The sequence below is a fragment of the Streptomyces sp. NPDC111507 genome, from assembly GCF_055638955.1.
Window position 1 is genome coordinate 405,287 of sequence record NZ_JBVKBU010000001.1, and the last position, 18,346, is coordinate 423,632.

15 protein-coding genes are annotated in these 18,346 nt (G+C 69.3%); 1 reads left to right on the forward strand and 14 read right to left on the reverse strand.

The window, feature by feature from the left end:
* Nucleotides 1-9: 9 nt before the first annotated feature.
* Complete coding sequence (gene lspA / locus ACZ7M2_RS01840) at nt 10-618, reverse strand: signal peptidase II (RefSeq protein WP_471593741.1); 609 nt, start codon at nt 616-618, stop codon at nt 10-12.
* A gap of 92 nt (nt 619-710) precedes the next feature.
* Nucleotides 711-1,670 carry a TraR/DksA family transcriptional regulator gene (locus tag ACZ7M2_RS01845; RefSeq protein WP_471593742.1) on the reverse strand — a complete coding sequence of 320 codons (960 nt, stop codon included), beginning with the start codon at nt 1,668-1,670 and terminating at the stop codon, nt 711-713.
* A 629-nt stretch (nt 1,671-2,299) separates the two neighbouring features.
* Here ACZ7M2_RS01845 and ileS point away from each other — a divergent pair.
* Nucleotides 2,300-5,443: an isoleucine--tRNA ligase gene (gene ileS / locus ACZ7M2_RS01850; RefSeq protein ID WP_471593743.1), complete on the forward strand. Its 3,144-nt coding sequence runs from the start codon at nt 2,300-2,302 to the stop codon at nt 5,441-5,443.
* Between the two features lie 255 nt (nt 5,444-5,698).
* On the opposite strand, the gene ACZ7M2_RS01855 is transcribed toward ileS, so the two are convergent.
* The 12 genes from ACZ7M2_RS01855 to ACZ7M2_RS01910 form a co-directional block, all read right to left on the reverse strand.
* Nucleotides 5,699-6,949 (reverse strand): DivIVA domain-containing protein, encoded by a 1,251-nt coding sequence (locus tag ACZ7M2_RS01855; RefSeq protein ID WP_143601379.1) that lies wholly within the window; start codon nt 6,947-6,949, stop codon nt 5,699-5,701.
* 46 nt (nt 6,950-6,995) lie between these two features.
* Complete coding sequence (locus ACZ7M2_RS01860; protein WP_075026383.1) at nt 6,996-7,280, reverse strand: YggT family protein; 285 nt, start codon at nt 7,278-7,280, stop codon at nt 6,996-6,998.
* Between the two features lie 51 nt (nt 7,281-7,331).
* Nucleotides 7,332-7,973, reverse strand: a complete 642-nt coding sequence (locus ACZ7M2_RS01865; RefSeq protein WP_054231485.1) for a cell division protein SepF — start codon at nt 7,971-7,973, stop codon at nt 7,332-7,334.
* A 129-nt stretch (nt 7,974-8,102) separates the two neighbouring features.
* Complete coding sequence (locus ACZ7M2_RS01870) at nt 8,103-8,822, reverse strand: YggS family pyridoxal phosphate-dependent enzyme (RefSeq protein WP_471593744.1); 720 nt, start codon at nt 8,820-8,822, stop codon at nt 8,103-8,105.
* Between the two features lie 6 nt (nt 8,823-8,828).
* Nucleotides 8,829-9,536, reverse strand: a complete 708-nt coding sequence (gene pgeF, locus ACZ7M2_RS01875) for a peptidoglycan editing factor PgeF (protein WP_471593745.1) — start codon at nt 9,534-9,536, stop codon at nt 8,829-8,831.
* A 26-nt stretch (nt 9,537-9,562) separates the two neighbouring features.
* The gene (ftsZ, locus tag ACZ7M2_RS01880; RefSeq protein ID WP_471593746.1) at nt 9,563-10,756 is read right to left on the reverse strand and encodes a cell division protein FtsZ; all 1,194 of its coding nucleotides are present in this window, start codon (nt 10,754-10,756) and stop codon (nt 9,563-9,565) included.
* 275 nt (nt 10,757-11,031) lie between these two features.
* On the reverse strand, nt 11,032-11,826 hold the full coding sequence (locus ACZ7M2_RS01885) for a cell division protein FtsQ/DivIB (RefSeq protein ID WP_471593747.1): 795 nt from the start codon (nt 11,824-11,826) through the stop codon (nt 11,032-11,034).
* A 25-nt stretch (nt 11,827-11,851) separates the two neighbouring features.
* Nucleotides 11,852-12,943, reverse strand: coding sequence for an undecaprenyldiphospho-muramoylpentapeptide beta-N-acetylglucosaminyltransferase (gene murG, locus ACZ7M2_RS01890; protein ID WP_054231490.1), 1,092 nt, complete (start codon nt 12,941-12,943; stop codon nt 11,852-11,854).
* Between the two features lie 6 nt (nt 12,944-12,949).
* A complete protein-coding gene (ftsW, locus tag ACZ7M2_RS01895; protein WP_471593748.1) occupies nt 12,950-14,317 on the reverse strand; it encodes a putative lipid II flippase FtsW in 1,368 nt (455 codons plus the stop codon).
* Between the two features lie 120 nt (nt 14,318-14,437).
* Complete coding sequence (murD, locus tag ACZ7M2_RS01900) at nt 14,438-15,862, reverse strand: UDP-N-acetylmuramoyl-L-alanine--D-glutamate ligase (protein ID WP_471593749.1); 1,425 nt, start codon at nt 15,860-15,862, stop codon at nt 14,438-14,440.
* Entirely contained in the window at nt 15,844-16,914 is a 1,071-nt protein-coding gene (gene mraY / locus ACZ7M2_RS01905) for a phospho-N-acetylmuramoyl-pentapeptide-transferase (protein WP_177323990.1), read from the reverse strand. The genes murD and mraY overlap by 19 nt, the downstream gene beginning before the upstream one ends.
* Complete coding sequence (locus ACZ7M2_RS01910; protein ID WP_352046592.1) at nt 16,914-18,344, reverse strand: UDP-N-acetylmuramoyl-tripeptide--D-alanyl-D-alanine ligase; 1,431 nt, start codon at nt 18,342-18,344, stop codon at nt 16,914-16,916. The genes mraY and ACZ7M2_RS01910 overlap by 1 nt, the downstream gene beginning before the upstream one ends.
* Between the last annotated feature and the right edge of the window lie 2 nt (nt 18,345-18,346).

The window sequence follows — 18,346 nt, forward strand, 5'->3', positions numbered from 1 at the left end:
TGCGGCCGGTCAGTCCTTGTGGACCGTGCCGTCCGGGTCGAGCCCGCGGAAGGACAGCAGCACGATCAGGACGCCGCCGCAGACGATCGCCGAGTCGGCCAGGTTGAAGACCGCGAAGTGCTTGGGCGCGATGAAGTCCACGACCGCGCCCTCGAAGATCCCGGGCGCGCGGAAGATCCGGTCGGTCAGGTTGCCGAGGGCACCGCCCAGCAGCAGACCGAGCGCGATCGCCCAGGGCAGGCTGTAGAGCTTGCGCGCGAGCCGCGCGATCACCACGATCACGGCCGCGGCGATCACCGTGAAGATGATCGTGAACGCCTCGCCGAAGCCGAAGGCCGCACCCGCGTTGCGGATCGCCTCGAACCTCAGCCAGTCCCCGATGATCTGGATCGGCGCGTGATGCTCCAGCTTCGCGACCACGATCAGCTTGCTGACCAGGTCGAGGGCGTACGCCAGGGCGGCGACCGTGAACAGGACGGCGACCCTGCGCCTGCCCCTGGGCCCCTCGGCCGGGGCCCCGGTCCCTTCCACGGTCCCTTCCACGCCGGACTGCTCCGGCTCGGCGCCCCCCGCTCCTGGGGTATCCGGCGTACCGATGATGCGCTCCGCCTCTGCCACGTGAGTGAGTCCCTCGACCTAGGTGCCTGACTGAGGACGAGGGTACGGCACACCCCCCGGCGCCCACGTGCGCAGGAGCCCTCCCGCGCGAATCAGTAGCGGCGTTCCTGCTTCTGCTTGCACTCGACGCACAGGGTGGCTCGCGGGAAGGCCTGCATCCGCGCCTTGCCGATGGGATCGCCGCAGTTCTCGCAGAGCCCGTAGGTGCCCGCGTCGAGCCGCTCCAGGGCTCGCTCGGTCTGCTCCAGCATCTCGCGCGCGTTGGCCGCCAGGGCCATCTCGTGCTCGCGTGTGATGTTCTTCGTGCCGGTGTCCGCCTGATCGTCGCCCGCTCCGTCGCCGGAGTCGCGCATCAGGCCCGCGATCGCCTCTTCGGACGACGAGATCTCGGTGCTCAGCCGCAGCGCCTCGGACTGGAGTTCGGCGCGCGCCTCCGCGACCTCCTCCGGGGTCCAGGGGTCCTCACCGGGGCGCACCGCGAGCTCGCCGGGCTCCACCGCGGCGATCCGCGCCTTGGGGACAGCGGTGGGGTTCTGCGCCGCCGTGGCCGTGCCAGGAGTCTTCTTCGCAACCACCGTCGTGGCTCCCGTCGTCTTCGCGGCCTTGGCCGCGCCTTCGGCCGCGGAAGCGACCGACTTCTTCGCCGTGCTGGTGCTTTTCCTTGCCGTGCCGCTGCTCTTCCTGGCCACGCTCTTGCCGTCGGCCTTCTTGGCCACCGCCTTCCGGGCGACCGTTTCCTTGGTCACCGCATCCTTGGTCACCGCTTCCTTGGCCACGGATTTCTTGGCGCCCGCCTTCTTGGCGACCGCTTTCTTGGTGGCTCCCTTCGTAGCGGCCGTTTTCCCGGTGGCCGCCGCCTTCTTGCCGACAGCGGCTTTCGTGGCCGTCTCGGTGGGCGGCTTCGCGGCGGTCTTCGTGGCGGTGTTCACCGGATTGGCCGCATGCGCCGCGGGCGCCACCGACGCGCTCTTCTTGCCACCCACGTCCTTGGCCGCCGGACCCGTGGATCTGCTGGACGCCGACTGCTGTACGGCGGTCTTCTTCGCCACCATGGCCGCGGCTCCTTCACATATTGTGATTTTGCGCGCAAATCGTGCTGGGACGATAAATCGACTTCTTGTCCGCGGCAACCGGGCGCACCAACGTTTCGTCCGCCCCGCGGGTCCCTCGCGAGGAACCTGCATGCGTTGTGCCCAGCTCCCCGCCAGGTAATCCGCCAGGTCCGGCGTCCCAGGATCCGGACGCCCGTGCCTCGCCGTTCGGGTCACCGCGCAGGCCGCGGGACGCCCCGGACGTCCCCGGCGGCGCACCCCGGAAAACCGGTCGGCCGCTGTCCGCGCGGCGCCGTACACTGGGCGCAGCGAGAAGCGTGGATGGGGACGAGTAGCGGCGTACGCGGCCAGGAGCGACCCGGGGACGGTGGAAGCCCGGGGGCGAGCGCGACGCGAAGATCACCCCGGAGCCGCCGGAAGAAAGCCGCAGCGAGTGAGCAGCGGCCGGTAGAACCGGCATCGCGACCCCAATGAGGGGGCTCACTGGTGCACAGCACGCACCGGGGAGCCAAGGAGGGTGGTACCGCGGGAGCGCGCCGCGCACGGCGTCCGCAGCATCCAGGAGATGGCTGCTCAGGCTCTCGTCCCTCCGGACGGAAGGCAGAAAGTCCGCCGGAGGAAGCTCGCTGATGACAACGCCGACGTACCGCCAGGTGCCCGCCCAGGTCGACCTGCCCGCGCTCGAGCACGCCGTGCTCGACTTCTGGCGCGAGCAGAAGATCTTCGCCAAGAGCCTTGAGCAGTCCGAGGGCCACCCCGAGTGGGTGTTCTACGAGGGCCCGCCCACCGCGAACGGCATGCCGGGCGCCCACCACATCGAGGCGCGCGTCTTCAAGGACGTCTTCCCGCGCTTTCGCACCATGCGCGGCTATCACGTGGCCCGCAAGGCCGGCTGGGACTGCCACGGCCTCCCGGTCGAGCTCGCGGTGGAGAAGGAGCTCGGCTTCACCGGCAAGCAGGACATCGAGGCGTACGGCATCGCCGAGTTCAACGCCAAGTGCCGCGAGTCCGTGACCCGTCACACCGACGCGTTCACCGAGCTCACGAACCGCATGGGCTACTGGGTCGACCTGGACGACGCGTACCGCACGATGGACCCCGAGTACGTGGAGTCCGTGTGGTGGTCGCTCAAGGAGATCTTCAACAAGGGTCTGCTCGTCCAGGACTACCGCGTGGCCCCGTGGTGCCCGCGCGACGAGACGGGTCTGTCGGACCACGAGCTGGCACAGGGCTACGAGACGGTCGTCGACCCGTCCGTGTACGTCCGTTTCCCGCTCACCTCCGGTCCGCTGGCCGGCCAGGCCTCGCTCCTGGTGTGGACGACGACCCCGTGGACGCTGGTCTCCAACACCGCGGTCGCCGCGCACCCCGAGGTCACCTACGTCGTCGCGACGAACGGTGAGGAGAAGCTCGTCGTCGCCTCGCCGCTCGTCGAGAAGGCGCTCGGCGAGGGCTGGGAGGCCACCGGTGAGACCTTCACCGGCGCCGAGATGGAGCGCTGGACCTATCAACGTCCGTTCGAGCTGGTCGAGTTCCCGGCCGAGGCCCACTACGTGGTCAACGCCGAGTACGTGACGACCGAGGACGGCACGGGTCTGGTCCACCAGTCCCCCGCCTTCGGCGAGGACGACCTCAAGGTCTGCCGGTCGTACGGACTGCCGGTGGTGAACCCCGTCCGCCCGAACGGCACCTTCGAGGAGAGCGTTCCGCTCGTCGGCGGTGTCTTCTTCAAGAAGGCGGACGAAAAGCTCACCGAGGACCTCCAGCAGCGCGGTCTGCTCTTCAAGCACATCCCTTACGAGCACAGCTACCCGCACTGCTGGCGCTGCCACACCGCGCTCCTCTACTACGCGCAGCCGTCCTGGTACATCCGCACCACCGCCATCAAGGACCGTCTCCTCCAGGAGAACGAGAAGACCAACTGGTTCCCGGAGTCCGTCAAGCACGGCCGCTTCGGTGACTGGCTGAACAACAACGTCGACTGGGCGCTGTCCCGCAGCCGCTACTGGGGCACCCCGCTCCCGCTGTGGCGCTGTGAGGAAGGCCACCTCACCTGTGTCGGCTCCCGCGCCGAGCTCTCCGAGCTGACGGGCACCGACCAGTCGAACCTGGACCCGCACCGCCCGTTCATCGACGAGATCACCTTCGCGTGCCCGCAGGACGGCTGCGGGCGGACGGCGACACGCGTGCCGGAGGTCATCGACGCCTGGTACGACTCGGGTTCGATGCCGTTCGCGCAGTGGGGCTACCCGTACAAGAACAAGGAGCTCTTCGAGAGCCGCTACCCGGCGCAGTTCATCTCCGAGGCCATCGACCAGACCCGCGGCTGGTTCTACACCCTCATGGCGGTCGGCACCCTCGTCTTCGACAAGTCGTCGTACGAGAACGTCGTGTGCCTGGGCCACATCCTCGCCGAGGACGGCCGCAAGATGTCCAAGCACCTGGGCAACATCCTGCAGCCGATCCCGCTGATGGATCAGCACGGCGCGGACGCGGTGCGCTGGTTCATGGCGGCCGGCGGCTCCCCCTGGGCGGCCCGCCGCGTCGGCCACGGCACCATCCAGGAGGTGGTGCGCAAGACGCTCCTGACCTACTGGAACACGGTCGCCTTCCAGGCCCTGTACGCCCGCACCTCCGACTGGGCCCCCTCCGAGGCCGATCCGGCCCCGGCCGACCGCCCGGTCCTCGACCGCTGGCTGCTGTCCGAGCTGCACGCGCTCACCGATCAGGTCACCCAGGCACTGGAGGCGTACGACACCCAGCGTGCCGGAAAGCTCCTCTCCGCGTTCGTGGACGACCTCTCGAACTGGTACGTGCGCCGCTCCCGCCGCCGCTTCTGGCAGGGCGACAAGGCCGCGCTGCGCACCCTGCACGAGGTCGTGGAGACGGTCACGCGGCTGATGGCCCCGCTGACCCCGTTCATCACCGAGCGGGTCTGGCAGGACCTGATCGTCCCCGTGACGCCGGGCGCCCCCGAGTCCGTACACCTGTCCTCGTGGCCGGAGGCGGACCTGTCCGCCATCGACCCGGAGCTGTCGAGGCAGATGGTCCTCGTCCGGCGTCTGGTGGAGCTGGGCCGCGCCACGCGCGCGGAGTCGGGCGTCAAGACGCGCCAGCCGCTGTCCCGCGCGCTGGTCGGGGCGATCGGCTTCGAGTCGCTCGACGGGGAGCTGCACGCGCAGATCACCGAAGAGCTGAATGTCACCTCCCTCGCCTCCCTCTCCGAGGTGGGCGGCTCGCTGGTCGACACCACGGCCAAGGCGAACTTCCGCGCGCTGGGCAAGCGCTTCGGCAAGGGCGTCCAGGCGGTCGCCAAGGTGATCGCCGAGACGGACGCGGCGGCCCTCTCCCTCGCCCTGCGCGAGGGCACCGCCTCGGTGGAGGTCGACGGCGAGACGGTGACGCTGGCCGCGGACGAGGTCATCATCACGGAGACCCCGCGCGAGGGGTGGTCGGTGGCGTCCGACTCGGGTGCCACGGTCGCTCTGGACCTGGAGATCACCGAGGAGCTGCGGCAGGCGGGTCTCGCCCGTGACGCGATCCGGCTGATCCAGGAGGCCCGCAAGAACAGCGGCCTCGACGTGGCCGACCGGATCGCTCTGCGCTGGACGTCCACCGACCCGGCCGTCATCGCCGCCCTGAACGAGCACGCCGCGCTGATCGCCGACGAGGTCCTCGCCACCGACTTCGCCCAGGGCGAGGCCGACGGCACCTACGGCGCCCCGTTCACCGACGAGGGCCTGTCCCTCACCTTCCGCCTCCGCAAGGCGTAGCACCTGCCCCAGGGGGGCGGGGAACCGCGCGACCAGCCCCCACCGGCCCGCAGCCGAAGAACGAAGGCCGGGGCCCACCAAAGATCTTGGTGGGCCCCGGCCTTCGGCGTTGCGTACCCCGTACAGATGCCCCAAGGAACCGCACGCGCGCCCGAAACCTCCCCGCCCGAAACGGCACGGCAAAAGGGCGGAGCCCCGGAAAGATCCGGGGCTCCGCCCTGAACGCTGCCGACGCCTAAGGCGTACTCAAGGCCGTCAGTTGTCGTCCTCGTCGATGAGGAACCCACGCATCGGCGAGGGGGCCTGCTGCATCGGCGACGGCCCCTGGGGCCGTACCGGAGCCATCGGCTGGGTCATGGCCGGCGACATCTGCTGCTGCCCGCCGTAGGAGGGCGCCGCCGGTGCCGGGGCACCGCCCATGCCCTGACCGCCGTACGACGGCGCACTCGCGCCGGCCGGAGCCATCGAGGGCGCGGAGGGCGACGGCAGGGAGGCCGTGGCCGGAGTGCGCGGCGGGGCGAGCGAGTCGTCCGCCTGCGTCTCCAGCTGGCGCAGCTGCGACTCCAGGTAGGACTTCAGACGCGTACGGTACTCGCGCTCGAAGCCACGCAGGTCCTCGACCTTGCGCTCCAGCGTGGCGCGGGCGGACTCCAGGGAGCCCATCGCGACACGGTGCTTCTCCTGCGCGTCCCGCTCCAGCGCGTCGGCCTTGGCACGGGCGTCACGCTCGAGACCCTCGGCGCGGCTGCGGGCCTCGCCGACGATCTTGTTGGCCTCGGAGCGGGCCTCGGCGATCGCCTGGTCGGCGGTCTGCTGAGCCAGCGAGAGGACACGCGCGGCGCTGTCGCCACCGGGACCCTGCTGCGGCATCTGCGGGCCGTGACCGCCCATGGGTCCACCCATGGGGCCGCCCATCGGGCCACCCATCTGCTGCTGCATCTGAGGCTGCATCTGGCCCGGCATCTGCTGCTGCATCTGCTGACCGGGGCCCTGACCCATGGGGCCCTGCCCCATCGGACCCTGACCCATCGGACCCTGACCCATGGGGCCCTGACCCATCGGACCCTGACCCATGGGGCCCTGGCCCATCGGACCCTGACCCATGGGGCCCTGGCCCTGCTGGCCGCCCTGGGCGCTGGGGCCCGCGGGCAGCTGCGGCGCACCGCTCGGCAGCTGGGGCGGGCCACCCATGGGGCCACCCATCTGCTGCTGCGGCGGGCCCGATATGCCGGCGGGTACGGGCGCACCGGGACCTCGCATGCCCTGCGGCGGGCCCTGCTGGTCCTGCTGCTCGGGCGGCTTGCGCATGCCCTGCTGCTGGTTCTGCGCAGCCGCGCGCGTGGCCGCCGCCAGTTTGGCGCGCAGGTCCTCGTTCTCGCGGAGCAGTCGCGTCAGTTCGGCTTCGACCTCGTCGAGGAAGGCATCGACCTCGTCCTCGTCATAGCCTTCTCGGAGGCGGACGGTCGTGAACTGCTTGTTCCGCACGTCCTCGGGGGTCAACGGCATCTCTTCACCTCAACGTAGTCGTCGGCATTCGGCAAGACCGTATCGTTCACAGCCGGCTCACGACGGAGATCAGGATGTAGACGATGATCATCAGTACGAAGAAGGACAGGTCGAGCGCCACGCCCCCGAGACGCAGCGGCGGAATGAACCGCCGCAGAAGCTTGAGCGGTGGATCGGTGACAGTGTAGGTGGCCTCGAGAACGACCACCATCGCCTTGCCGGGTTGCCATGAGCGGGCGAACTGGAAGACGTAGTCCATGACCAACCGGAAAATCAACACGACGAGGAAACACGTCAGCGCGACGTAGAGAACCTGCCCGACCACGCTCATGATCCGTGCTTCCCTCTCCCCTGTTTCCTTGCCTTGATCCGGTCCTGCGTCTCAGCTCTGGTTGAAGAACCCGCCCTCTGCGATGCGGGCCTTGTCCTCCGCCGTGACATCGACGTTAGCAGGCGACAACAGGAACACCTTCTGCGTCACCCGCTCGATGCTGCCGTGGAGACCAAACACCAAACCGGCCGCAAAGTCGACAAGTCGCTTCGCATCTGTGTCATCCATCTCAGTCAGATTCATGATCACCGGGGTGCCCTCACGGAAGTGTTCCCCGATGGTACGGGCCTCGTTGTAGGTCCGCGGGTGAAGCGTGGTGATCCGGTACGGCTCTCGTTCCGACACGACCTTGGGCATGATCACCGGTGCGTTCTTCTCCAGGCTTGCGCGTTCTTGTGTGATGGATGCCACGGGCGCGATGCGCGCCGGACGGCTGGATTCCGCAGTGAGCGAAGCGGAATGCGGCACCGGATCGCGAGGCGCCGGAGGCTGCACCATCCGTACCGATTCATCCCTTTGGGACTGATGTGCCTGATGCGACTGGTGGGGCGGCTCGTGCCGCCGCCGGTCACGCTCGGGCTCCGGGTCGAGCTCGGGCTCGAACTCGTCATCGGGGTCGAAACCCCTGCCGTCGTACCCATCGTCCTCCACGAGGCCGAGGTAGACCGCCATCTTGCGCATCGCGCCGGCCATGCTCTGAGTCCTCCGCTCTGTGGTGGATCGGCTGACGAATTGCCAAGTGCCCGCGATCCACGAGGTCGTTATGCCCGCCAGTGGCGGTAATGACCATATTTTCTGCTGTGGTCCGACTTCTTGGCGACGTTACCCGAGCCCGGGTCGGACTCCGAGTACCGCCGTACCGACGCGTACATGTGTCGCTCCGGCCGCCACGGCCTGCTCGAGGTCCGCACTCATCCCTGCAGACACCATGTTCGCAGCCGGATGCGTGCGGCGCATAGCAGTCGACAAATCCATCAGCCGCGCGAACGCCGCTTGTTGGCGCCCGGCGTACGCCCCGGTGAGCGGTGCGACGGTCATGAGTCCGTCGAGCCGGAGCCCGGGTGCCCCGGCGATGAGGTCGGCCAACTCTTCGATTCCGCCGACTCCGACGCCTCCCCGCTCACCCCGGCCGCTCTCCTGCGCGTCCAGTGCGACCTGGATGAGGCAGCCCACCTCGCGCTCCACCCGCACCGCTTCCGTCGACAGGACCGTGACAAGCCGGGCACGATCCACGGACTGCACCACATCCGCGTAACCGACCACAGAACGGACCTTGTTGGTCTGCAACTGACCGACAAAATGCCACGAGAGGGGCAGATCCGAGCAAGCCGCGGCCTTGGGCGCCGCGTCCTGGTCCCGGTTCTCGGCGACGTTGCGCACACCGAGCTCCGACAGGATCCGCACATCGCCGGCGGGGTAGGTCTTGGTGACCACGATCAGGGTCACCTCTTCACGCTTGCGCCCGGCGGCCACACAGGCCGCCGTGATGCGCTCTTCCACTTTCGCCAGATTTTCGGCGAGTTGAGCCTTACGTTCCGTCATGCCCCATCAGTCCAGCCAGACATAGCCCGCGAGCCGCCCGGTGGTGCGGTCCCGTCGGTACGAGAAGTGGTCGTCCGACTCCAGCGTGCACACCGGCGACTGCGCCCGGTCGCACACCCCGAGCCGTTCCAGCTGTGCGTGCACTCCGGCGGTCACATCGACCGCGGGAGTGCCCCAGCTGGTCTCGGCGAACGCCGCCGGCTCGACGGCGGCGACTTCGGCGCGCATCTCGTCCGGCACTTCGTAGCACCGGCCGCAGACCGCGGGTCCGGTGCGGGCGACGATCCGCTCGGGCTCGGCGCCGAGTTCCACCATGGCCCGTACGGCGGCGGGGACGACCCCGGCGACCATGCCGGGCCGTCCCGCGTGGGCGGCGGCCGCGATCCCGGCGACCGGGTCGGCCAGCAGCACGGGCGTGCAGTCGGCGGTGAGGACGGCGAGGGCGAGCCCGCGCCGCGCGGTCACGATCGCGTCGACGGACGGGATCTCCGCGGAGAGCCACGGTCCGTCGACCACCGCCACGTCCGGCCCGTGCACCTGGTTCATCCAGACGACCAGGGCCGGGTCCAGTCCGAGCGACTTGGCGGCCAGTTCACGATTGGTCTGTACGGCGTCGGGGTCGTCGCCGACCGCTCCGCCGAGGTTGAGCTCCTCGTACGGAACGGCGCTCACCCCGCCCCACCGGTCGGTGAAGGCGAAGTGCGCGCCGCTCACGGTGCTCGTTTCGGAGCGATGTCCTATCACTTCAGGAAGTCCGGCACGTCCAGCTCCTCGGCCGCGCTGTCCGAGTAGGCGCGGGACGGCGGGACCGGCGGAGCGACCTGGACCTCGTTGACCGGCTCCGGGGTGGGCTCCGGGGCCTCCTTCGGCGTGACGCTGCCGAGCGAGCCGAAGGACGGGCGGCTCTCGGCGGCCCGCATCGGCGCGGGCTCCTCGCGCTGCTTGGCGGAGGTGGAGCCGAGGATGTTGTCCCGCTTGGCCGGCGGCTGGCCGCCGTCGAAGCCTGCGGCGATCACGGTGACCCGCACCTCGTCGCCGAGCGCGTCGTCGATGACCGCACCGAAGATGATGTTGGCCTCGGGGTGTGCGGCCTCGCTGACCAGCTGGGCAGCCTCGTTGATCTCGAACAGACCGAGGTCGGAGCCGCCGGAGATGGAGAGCAGGACGCCGCGTGCGCCGTCGATGGAGGCTTCCAGGAGCGGCGAGGAGATCGCCATCTCGGCCGCCGCCACGGCGCGGTCGTCGCCGCGGGCCGAGCCGATGCCCATGAGCGCGGAACCCGCCTCGGACATCACGGACTTGACGTCGGCGAAGTCGAGGTTGATCAGACCGGGCGTGGTGATGAGGTCGGTGATGCCCTGAACACCGGACAGCAGGACCTGGTCCGCCGACTTGAAGGCGTCGAGGACGGAGACCTGGCGGTCCGAGATGGACAGCAGCCGGTCATTCGGGATGACGATGAGGGTGTCGACCTCTTCGCGGAGTTCCGCGATGCCGTCCTCGGCCTGGTTGGCGCGACGCCGTCCTTCGAAGGTGAAGGGGCGGGTGACCACGCCGATGGTGAGGGCGCCGAGCGAGCGGGCGATGTTGGCCACGACGGGCGCGCCGCCGGTGCCGGTGCCGCCGCCTTCACCGGCCGTCACGAAGACCATGTCGGCCCCCTTGAGGACCTCCTCGATCTCCTCGCGGTGGTCCTCGGCCGCCTTGCGGCCGACGGCCGGGTTGGCTCCGGCGCCGAGTCCGCGCGTGAGTTCGCGGCCGACGTCGAGCTTGACGTCGGCGTCGCTCATCAACAGAGCTTGCGCGTCCGTGTTGATGGCGATGAACTCGACGCCCTTGAGACCGACCTCGATCATCCGGTTGATGGCATTGACACCACCGCCGCCGACACCGATGACTTTGATGACTGCGAGGTAGTTCTGCGGTGCTGCCACGTCGAAGGCCTCTCGCCTCGAGTTACGTGTCGTCGCCTCGCACGCTCGCGATCCGACGACTGATGCCGAATGGGACGGTCCGAACGCCGACCCGAACCCTAACGCTGAAGTTTAGGGTTACCAGTGTGTCTGTTCCTTGGACTCTTCCGAACAGGACACTAAGTCGACAAGTGGCGCACGTTCAACGAACACGCCGAACCTCCCGTTTTTCTTTTCACCCTATGTGATCAGCCGTAGCGCTGCCCAACCAGGGTGCTGGCCTGCGCTGATGTGCGTCAACTCCCCGATGACGCAGGCGCGATGGGGGCACTCACATCGAAGTGCCGGGCCCCCGGAGCTGCTTTCATGAGAGCGGTGAGCGTCCTGGCCTTCGCGCCGCCCTTCTCGCCGCTCCCCCACTCGACGCTGCGTCCGCCGCTCAACTCCAGCGAGATCGAGTCGTACGAACGGACCTTGACGATCCGGGTGTCGCGACGGACAGCGGCCGGAATGTCCCCGGCCACCCCCACCGCCTCGCGCACCAGCCGGTCGACCGGGAAGCGGCGCAGAACGGCCGCCCTGGACTTCGCGGGCACGGCCAATTCCAGTGTGGGCACACCCCTCGGGGCAGCCGAAACCGTCGCGAAACGCACACCCTTGGCGTCCACTTCGACGCACTTGCCGCCGTTTCCGGTGTTTTCGAGAATGAGTACCGGGGTGCGTTCGGTCACTTTCAGCCCGATTCCGTGCGGCCAGGAACGGACGACATCAACCGAGTCAATTCGGGGCAATTTCCGGCGCAATCGCGCCTCAATGGTGTCGGTATCGATGGAAATCAGCGGCGATCCGACCGACACGTCGGCCGCGTCGCGCACTTGCCGGTCCGTCAGGACCCGCACCCCGGAGACCGACACCTTCTCGGCCCGCAGCCACGGCGAGCCGTAGAGCAGCCAGAGCACGGCCGCCGTCGCCAACACCACCGCGATCAAAAGGATGATGAGCATACGAAGGCGACGCAACCGCCTGCGGCGGGGCGAGCCGGACTCCAACTTCTGCCGTTCACCGCGCTCGGCGGTCGTCGGTCCGGCCACGCTCCCTGCCTTCCCTCATGCGGTCCTAGCGGTGGCGAGAGGCGATCGCCTCGTACACCATGCCGACGAGCAGGTCGTCGGCGTCCCGGCGGCCGAACTCGCTGGCGGCGCGGGACATCTCGTACAGCCGGTGCGGGTCGGCGAGCACGGGCAGCACGTTCTGCTGAACCCACGCAGGCGTCAGCTCCGCGTCGTCGACAAGGAGCCCGCCACCGGCCTTGACCACCGGCTGGGCGTTCAGCCGCTGTTCGCCGTTGCCGATGGGCAGCGGGACGTAGGCGGCCGGCAGCCCGACGGCGGAGAGTTCGGCGACGGTCATCGCGCCCGCGCGGCAGAGCATCATGTCGGCCGCCGCGTACGCGAGGTCCATCCGGTCCACGTACGGTACCGGGATGTACGGGGGCATTCCCGGCATCTGGTGGACCTGCGGCAGTTCGTTCTTCGGGCCGACCGCGTGCAGGATCTGGATACCGGCCTGCTGGAGGTAGGGAGCCGCCTGCTGGACGACCTCGTTGAGGCGCCGTGCGCCCTGGGAGCCGCCGGAAACCAGCAAGGTCGGCAGCGAGGGGTCGAGACCGAACGCGGCGCGCGCCTCGGGGCGTACGGCGGCCCGGTCGAGGGTGGCGATCGAGCGGCGCAGCGGGATACCGATGTAGCGGGCGCCGCGCAGCTTGTTGTCCGGGGTCGAGACGGCGACCTGCGCCGCGTACCGGGAACCGATCTTGTTGGCGAGGCCCGGCCGGGCGTTGGCCTCGTGGATCACGATCGGCACGCCGAGGCGCTTGGCAGCGAGGTAGGCGGGCAGCGCCACATAGCCGCCGAAGCCGACGACCGCGTCCGCCTTGGTGCGCTCCAGGACCTGCTCGGCCGCCTTGATCGTGCCGCGCAGCCGCCCCGGGACGGTGATCAGCTCGGGGGTGGGCTTGCGGGGCAGCGGAACGGCGGGGATCAGCGCGAGTTCGTAGCCCCGCTCCGGTACGAGCCGGGTCTCAAGTCCGCGTTCCGTGCCCAGGGCCGTGATCCCCACGGTCGGGTCCTGCCTGCGCAGGGCGTCCGCGAGGGCGAGCGCGGGCTCGATGTGGCCGGCGGTCCCCCCGCCGGCGAGTACGACATGCACCGAAATTCACCGCTCTCCGGACGAACGCGCCGCCGAGGCACGCCGTCGCATCGTGTTCCATCTCCGAGGCCCCGCGGCCCCCGCGGAGCCTCTCACCGCAGCACGCTTTCTACCAAAGCGGGGTTGCCGCATCGCAAGCGCCGCCCGCGCAGCGGGCTCGTCGCGTGCGAAGGCGATCAGCAGCCCGATGGCGAACATGGTCGGCAGCAGGGCGGACCCTCCGTAGGAGAACAGCGGGAGCGGGACTCCGGCGATCGGCAGCAGACCGAGCACCGCACCGATGTTGATCACGGCCTGGGCCGTGATCCAGGTGGTCACGCCTCCCGCGGCATACCTCACGAAGGGGTCCTCCGTGCGTCCGGCCACGCGGATACCCGCATAGCCTAGAGCCGCGAAGAGGGCGAGCACCGACAGCGTCCCCGCGAGGCCGAGTTCCTCCCCGGTGATGGCGAAGATGAAGTCGGTGTGCGCTTCCGGGAGTTGTCCCCATTTTTCCACACTGGCACCGAGGCCGGAACCGAACAGTCCGCCGGAAGCCAGCGCGTAGATACCGTGCACGGCCTGCCAGCAGGTGTCGTTCGGGCCGGGTTCGGTGGCGCCGATGCAGGCGAGCCGGGACATCCGGTTGGGGCTCGTCTTGATCAGGATGAAACCGATGGTCACGGCGACCGCCAGCACGCCGCCGAACAGCCTCGTGGGCGCCCCGGCCAGCCACAGCAGGCCGAAGAGGATGGCGGTGAGGATGATCGCCGTGCCCATGTCGCCGCCGAGCATGATCAGCCCGAGCAGCAGGAAGGTGCCCGGGACGAGCGGCACCAGCATGTGCTTCCACTGCGCGAGCATGCCCTTGTCCTGCTTGCGGGCGAGCAGGTCGGCACCCCAGAGCACGAGCGCGAGCTTGCCGAACTCGCTGGGCTGGATCTGGAACGAGCCGCCGAGGGAGATCCAGTTCTGGTTGCCGTTGACCGCCACTCCTATCCCCGGGACCTGCACGAGGATCATCAGGAAGACCGCGCCTGCCAGGATCGGATACGCCAGCGCCCGGTGCAGTTTCACCGGTACCCGCATGGCGATCAGGAGCAGCACGGTGCCGATGGAGGCGGCGAGGAACTGTTTGCGGAAGAAGAACGACCCCGGCAGCGACAGCTGCAGCGCTGTGATCATCGAGGCCGAGTAGACCATCACGAGGCCCAGCACGGTGATCAACAGGCTGCTGCCGAAGATCAGATAGTACGCGGTGAGCGGACGGTCCCAGGCCTTGCGGGCGCGCAGGACGAGCAGGCGCAGGGGGTTGTCGCGCGACGAACGGGGGCGTCCGGCGGGGCGCCGTGGGGCACGCTGGACGGGGGGACGGCCAGTACGGCTACCGACCATCACCGGCTCCGTCCGCCATGCCCCGGGAGGGCGTCCCACAGGGCGATGGAGGCCCCCACAATGGCGTCACGCGTCCCTCCCAATGGTCCCGGGCGCGCCCGGACCGTCCGAGACCCGCCGTCAGGCGCTCGCGCCGAGTTCGCGGACCGCCTGCGCGAACGCGTCCCCGCGCTTGTTGTAGTTGGCGAACATGTCCATGGAGGCACAGGCCGGCGCCAGCAACACCGTGTCGCCCTCGCGGGCGAGCCCCCGCGCCTCCCGAACCGCCGCGAGCATCGCCCCAGTGTCGGTCCGGTCGAGGTCGACCACGGGTACTTCCGGCGCGTGTCGCACCAGGGCTTCACGGATCAGAGCCCGATCCTCGCCGATGAGCACGACGCCCCGAAGTCGCTTGGCCGACTTGGCGACCAGCTCGTCGAAGGTCGCGCCCTTGGCGAGCCCGCCCGCGATCCACACGATCGACTCGTAGGCCGCCAAAGAGGCTTCCGCGGCATGCGTATTGGTCGCCTTGGAGTCGTCGACGTACGCCACGCCGTCCACGTCGGCGACGAGCGCGATGCGGTGGGCGTCCGGCGTGAAGGCCCGCAGCCCGTCCCTTACGGCCGCGGCGGGCACCCCGAAGGCGCGTGCCAGGGCCGCCGCCGCAAGGGCGTTGGCGATGTTGTGCGGGGCGGGCGGGTTGACGTCGGAGACCTCGGCCAGTTCCTGGGCGTTCTTCTGCCGGTTCTCGACGAAGGCGCGGTCGACCAGGATGCCTTCCACGACGCCGAGTTGGGACGGTCCGGGGGTGCCGAGGGTGAAGCCGACCGCCCGGCAGCCCTCCTCGACGTCCGCCTCGCGCACCAGGTCCTCGGTGGCCTTGTCGGCGAGGTTGTAGACGCAGGCGACCCGATTGCCCTCGTAGATACGGCCCTTGTCGGCGGCGTACGCCTCCATGGAGCCGTGCCAGTCGAGGTGATCGGGTGCCAGGTTCAGCACGGCGGCCGAGTGCGCGCGCAGCGACGGCGCCCAGTGCAGCTGGTAGCTCGACAGCTCCACCGCCAGGACGTCGTACCGCTCCTCACCGAGGACCGCGTCCAGGAGCGAGACCCCGATGTTGCCGACGGCGGCCGTGCGCAGCCCGGCCGCCTTCAGGATCGAGGCGAGCATCTGCACGGTCGTGGTCTTGCCGTTGGTGCCGGTGACGGCCAGCCAGGGGGCCGCGTCAGGGCCTCTCAGCCGCCAGGCCAGTTCGACGTCGCCCCAGACCGGGACGTCCGCCGCGGCGGCCGCGGCGAACAGCGGCTTGTCCGGCTTCCAGCCGGGCGCGGTGACGATGAGCTCGGTGCCCTCGGGCAGGGTGGCGCCGTCACCGAGGCGCACGGTGATCCCGAGCGCCTCCAGCTCCGCGGCCTGCGCCCGGGAGCGCTCGTCGTCGCCGTCGTTGACGACCGTGACGACGGCACCGAGGCCGTGCAGCACCTTGGCCGCCGGGATGCCGGAGACGCCGAGCCCGGCGACGGTGACGTGCTTGCCCTGCCAGTCGGTCACTTCTTTGCTGCCCATCCTGCGTAGAAGAGGCCCAGACCCACAATGACGCACATGCCCTGGATGATCCAGAAGCGGACCACGACAAGGACTTCGGACCACCCCTTTAGTTCGAAGTGGTGCTGGAGTGGTGCCATGCGGAAGACGCGCCTGCCGGTGAGCCGGAAGGAGCCGACCTGGATGACGACCGACATGGTGATCAGGACGAAGAGGCCGCCCAGAAGTGCGACCAGCAGCTCCGTGCGGGAGCAGATCGCGAGGCCGGCGAGCGCGCCGCCGAGGGCCAGCGAGCCGGTGTCACCCATGAAGATCTTGGCGGGCGAGGTGTTCCACCACAGGAAGCCGAAGCAGGCTCCCATCAGGGCGGAGGCGACGACCGCGAGGTCGAGTGGATCTCGTACCTCGTAGCAGGCGGCCGGGTTGGTCAGGGTCTGCGCGTTGGCGCAGGACTCCTGGAACTGCCAGACACCGATGAAGGTGTACGCGCCGAAGACCATGGTCGCGGCGCCGGTGGCGAGACCGTCCAGACCGTCGGTCAGGTTCACGCCGTTCGACATGGCGAGAATCATGAACAGGGCCCAGACCACGAAGAGCACCGGGCCGATGGTCCAGCCGAAGTCCTCCACGAAGGAGAGCCTGGTGGAGGCCGGAGTGTTGCCGTGATTGTCCGCGAACTGCAGCGCGAGGACCGCGAAGGAGATGCCGACGATCAGCTGACCGGCCATCTTCGCCTTGGCCCGCAGACCGAGCGAACGCCGCTTGACGATCTTGATGTAGTCGTCCAGGAAGCCGACCAGGCCCATGCCGGCCATCAGGCCGAGCACCAGCAGACCCGAGAAGGTCGGCGGCTTGCCCGTGATCACCTTGGACAGGAAGTACGCGATGATCGTCGCCAGGATGAAGGCGATACCACCCATGGTCGGAGTACCGCGCTTGCTGTGGTGCTCCTTCGGGCCGTCGTCGCGGATGTACTGCCCGTAGCCCTTGCGGGCCAGCAGCTTGATCAGCAGCGGGGTCCCGATCAGGGTCAGGAACAGACCAATGACTCCTGCGAACAGGATCTGGTTCATCATCGGGCCGCGACCTCACCCTCGGCACCGTCGTCGAGCAGCGCCTGCGCCACCCGTTCGAGCCCGACCGACCGGGACGCCTTCACGAGCACGACGTCCCCCGGGCGCAACTCGCTGCGCAACAGGTCGACAGCCGCCTGTGCGTCGGACACGTGCACCGACTCCTCACCCCACGAACCCTCGTTATATGCGCCCAGTTGGAGCCAGGAAGCTTCCCTGCCCCCGACCGCGACGAGCTTGCTGACGTTGAGTCGGACGGCGAGCCGCCCGACCGCGTCGTGCTCGGCGAGCGCCTCGTCCCCGAGCTCGGCCATCTGACCGAGCACCGCCCACGTCCGACCCCCTTGTGCCTGTGAGGCTTTGCCCATTGCCGCGAGCGCGCGCAGGGCGGCTCGCATGGACTCGGGGTTCGCGTTGTAGGCGTCGTTGACGACCGTCACGCCGTCCGGGCGCTCGGTGACCTCCATCCGCCAGCGGGAGAGGGAGCCCGCCTCGGAGAGCGCGAGGGCGATCTCGTCTGCGGACATGCCCAGCTCATGGGCGACGGCGGCCGCGGCGAGCGCGTTCGACACGTGATGCTCACCGTACAGGCGCATGGTCACATCGCTGCACCCGGAGGGTGTGTGAAGCCTGAATGCGGGCTGTCCAGCGTCCGTGAGACGGACGTTCTCGGCACGTACGTCCGCTTCGCCGGACTCTCCGAAGAGGATCACGCGCGCTTTCGTCCGGGACGCCATGGCGCGTACGAGGGGGTCGTCGGCGTTGAGGACGGCGACACCGCCCGCTTCCGACGGCGGAAGGCTCTCGACGAGCTCGCCCTTCGCCTGTGCAATCTGTTCGCGGCCGCCGAACTCACCGATATGGGCGGTCCCGACGTTCAGGACGAGGCCGATCCTCGGTGGCGTGAGGTCCGTGAGGTAGCTGATGTGGCCGATGCCGCGGGCGCCCATCTCCAGGACGAGGAACCTGGTCTCCTCGGTGGCGCTCAGCGCGGTCAGCGGCAGCCCGATCTCGTTGTTGAGCGAGCCGGGCGTGAAGACGGTCGGCGCCTTGCTCCGCAGGACCTGGGCGATCAGGTCCTTGGTGCTGGTCTTGCCCGCGGAGCCGGTGAGGGCCACGAGGGTCGCGCCGAGGCGTTCGACGACGTGACGCGCGAGGGCGCCCAGGGCCGCCTGCACGTCCGCGACGACGATCGCGGGCACGCCGACGGGCCGGGAGGCCAGTACGGCGACCGCGCCCGCCGCGACGACGGCCTCGGCGAAGTCGTGGCCGTCCACGCGCTCGCCGACGAAGGCGACGAAGAGGCTGCCTGGCTCCACTTCACGGGAGTCTCTGACGACCGGTCCGGTGACCTGTACCGCCGGATCCGGTATGTCGTACGTCTGCCCGCCGACGACTGCTGCGATCTCGGCGAGAGAGAGGGCGATCACAA

What these genes read in the sequence shown, in the direction of transcription:
- ACZ7M2_RS01845 (WP_471593742.1), bottom strand. Translation starts at nt 1,670, where the DNA reads ATGGTGGCGAAGAAGACCGCCGTACAGCAGTCGGCGTCCAGCAGATCC.
- ileS (WP_471593743.1), top strand. Translation starts at nt 2,300, where the DNA reads ATGACAACGCCGACGTACCGCCAGGTGCCCGCCCAGGTCGACCTGCCC.
- ACZ7M2_RS01855 (WP_143601379.1), bottom strand. Translation starts at nt 6,949, where the DNA reads ATGCCGTTGACCCCCGAGGACGTGCGGAACAAGCAGTTCACGACCGTC.
- ACZ7M2_RS01860 (WP_075026383.1), bottom strand. Translation starts at nt 7,280, where the DNA reads ATGAGCGTGGTCGGGCAGGTTCTCTACGTCGCGCTGACGTGTTTCCTC.
- ACZ7M2_RS01865 (WP_054231485.1), bottom strand. Translation starts at nt 7,973, where the DNA reads ATGGCCGGCGCGATGCGCAAGATGGCGGTCTACCTCGGCCTCGTGGAG.
- ACZ7M2_RS01870 (WP_471593744.1), bottom strand. Translation starts at nt 8,822, where the DNA reads ATGACGGAACGTAAGGCTCAACTCGCCGAAAATCTGGCGAAAGTGGAA.
- ftsW (WP_471593748.1), bottom strand. Translation starts at nt 14,317, where the DNA reads ATGGTCGGTAGCCGTACTGGCCGTCCCCCCGTCCAGCGTGCCCCACGG.
- murD (WP_471593749.1), bottom strand. Translation starts at nt 15,862, where the DNA reads ATGGGCAGCAAAGAAGTGACCGACTGGCAGGGCAAGCACGTCACCGTC.
- mraY (WP_177323990.1), bottom strand. Translation starts at nt 16,914, where the DNA reads ATGAACCAGATCCTGTTCGCAGGAGTCATTGGTCTGTTCCTGACCCTG.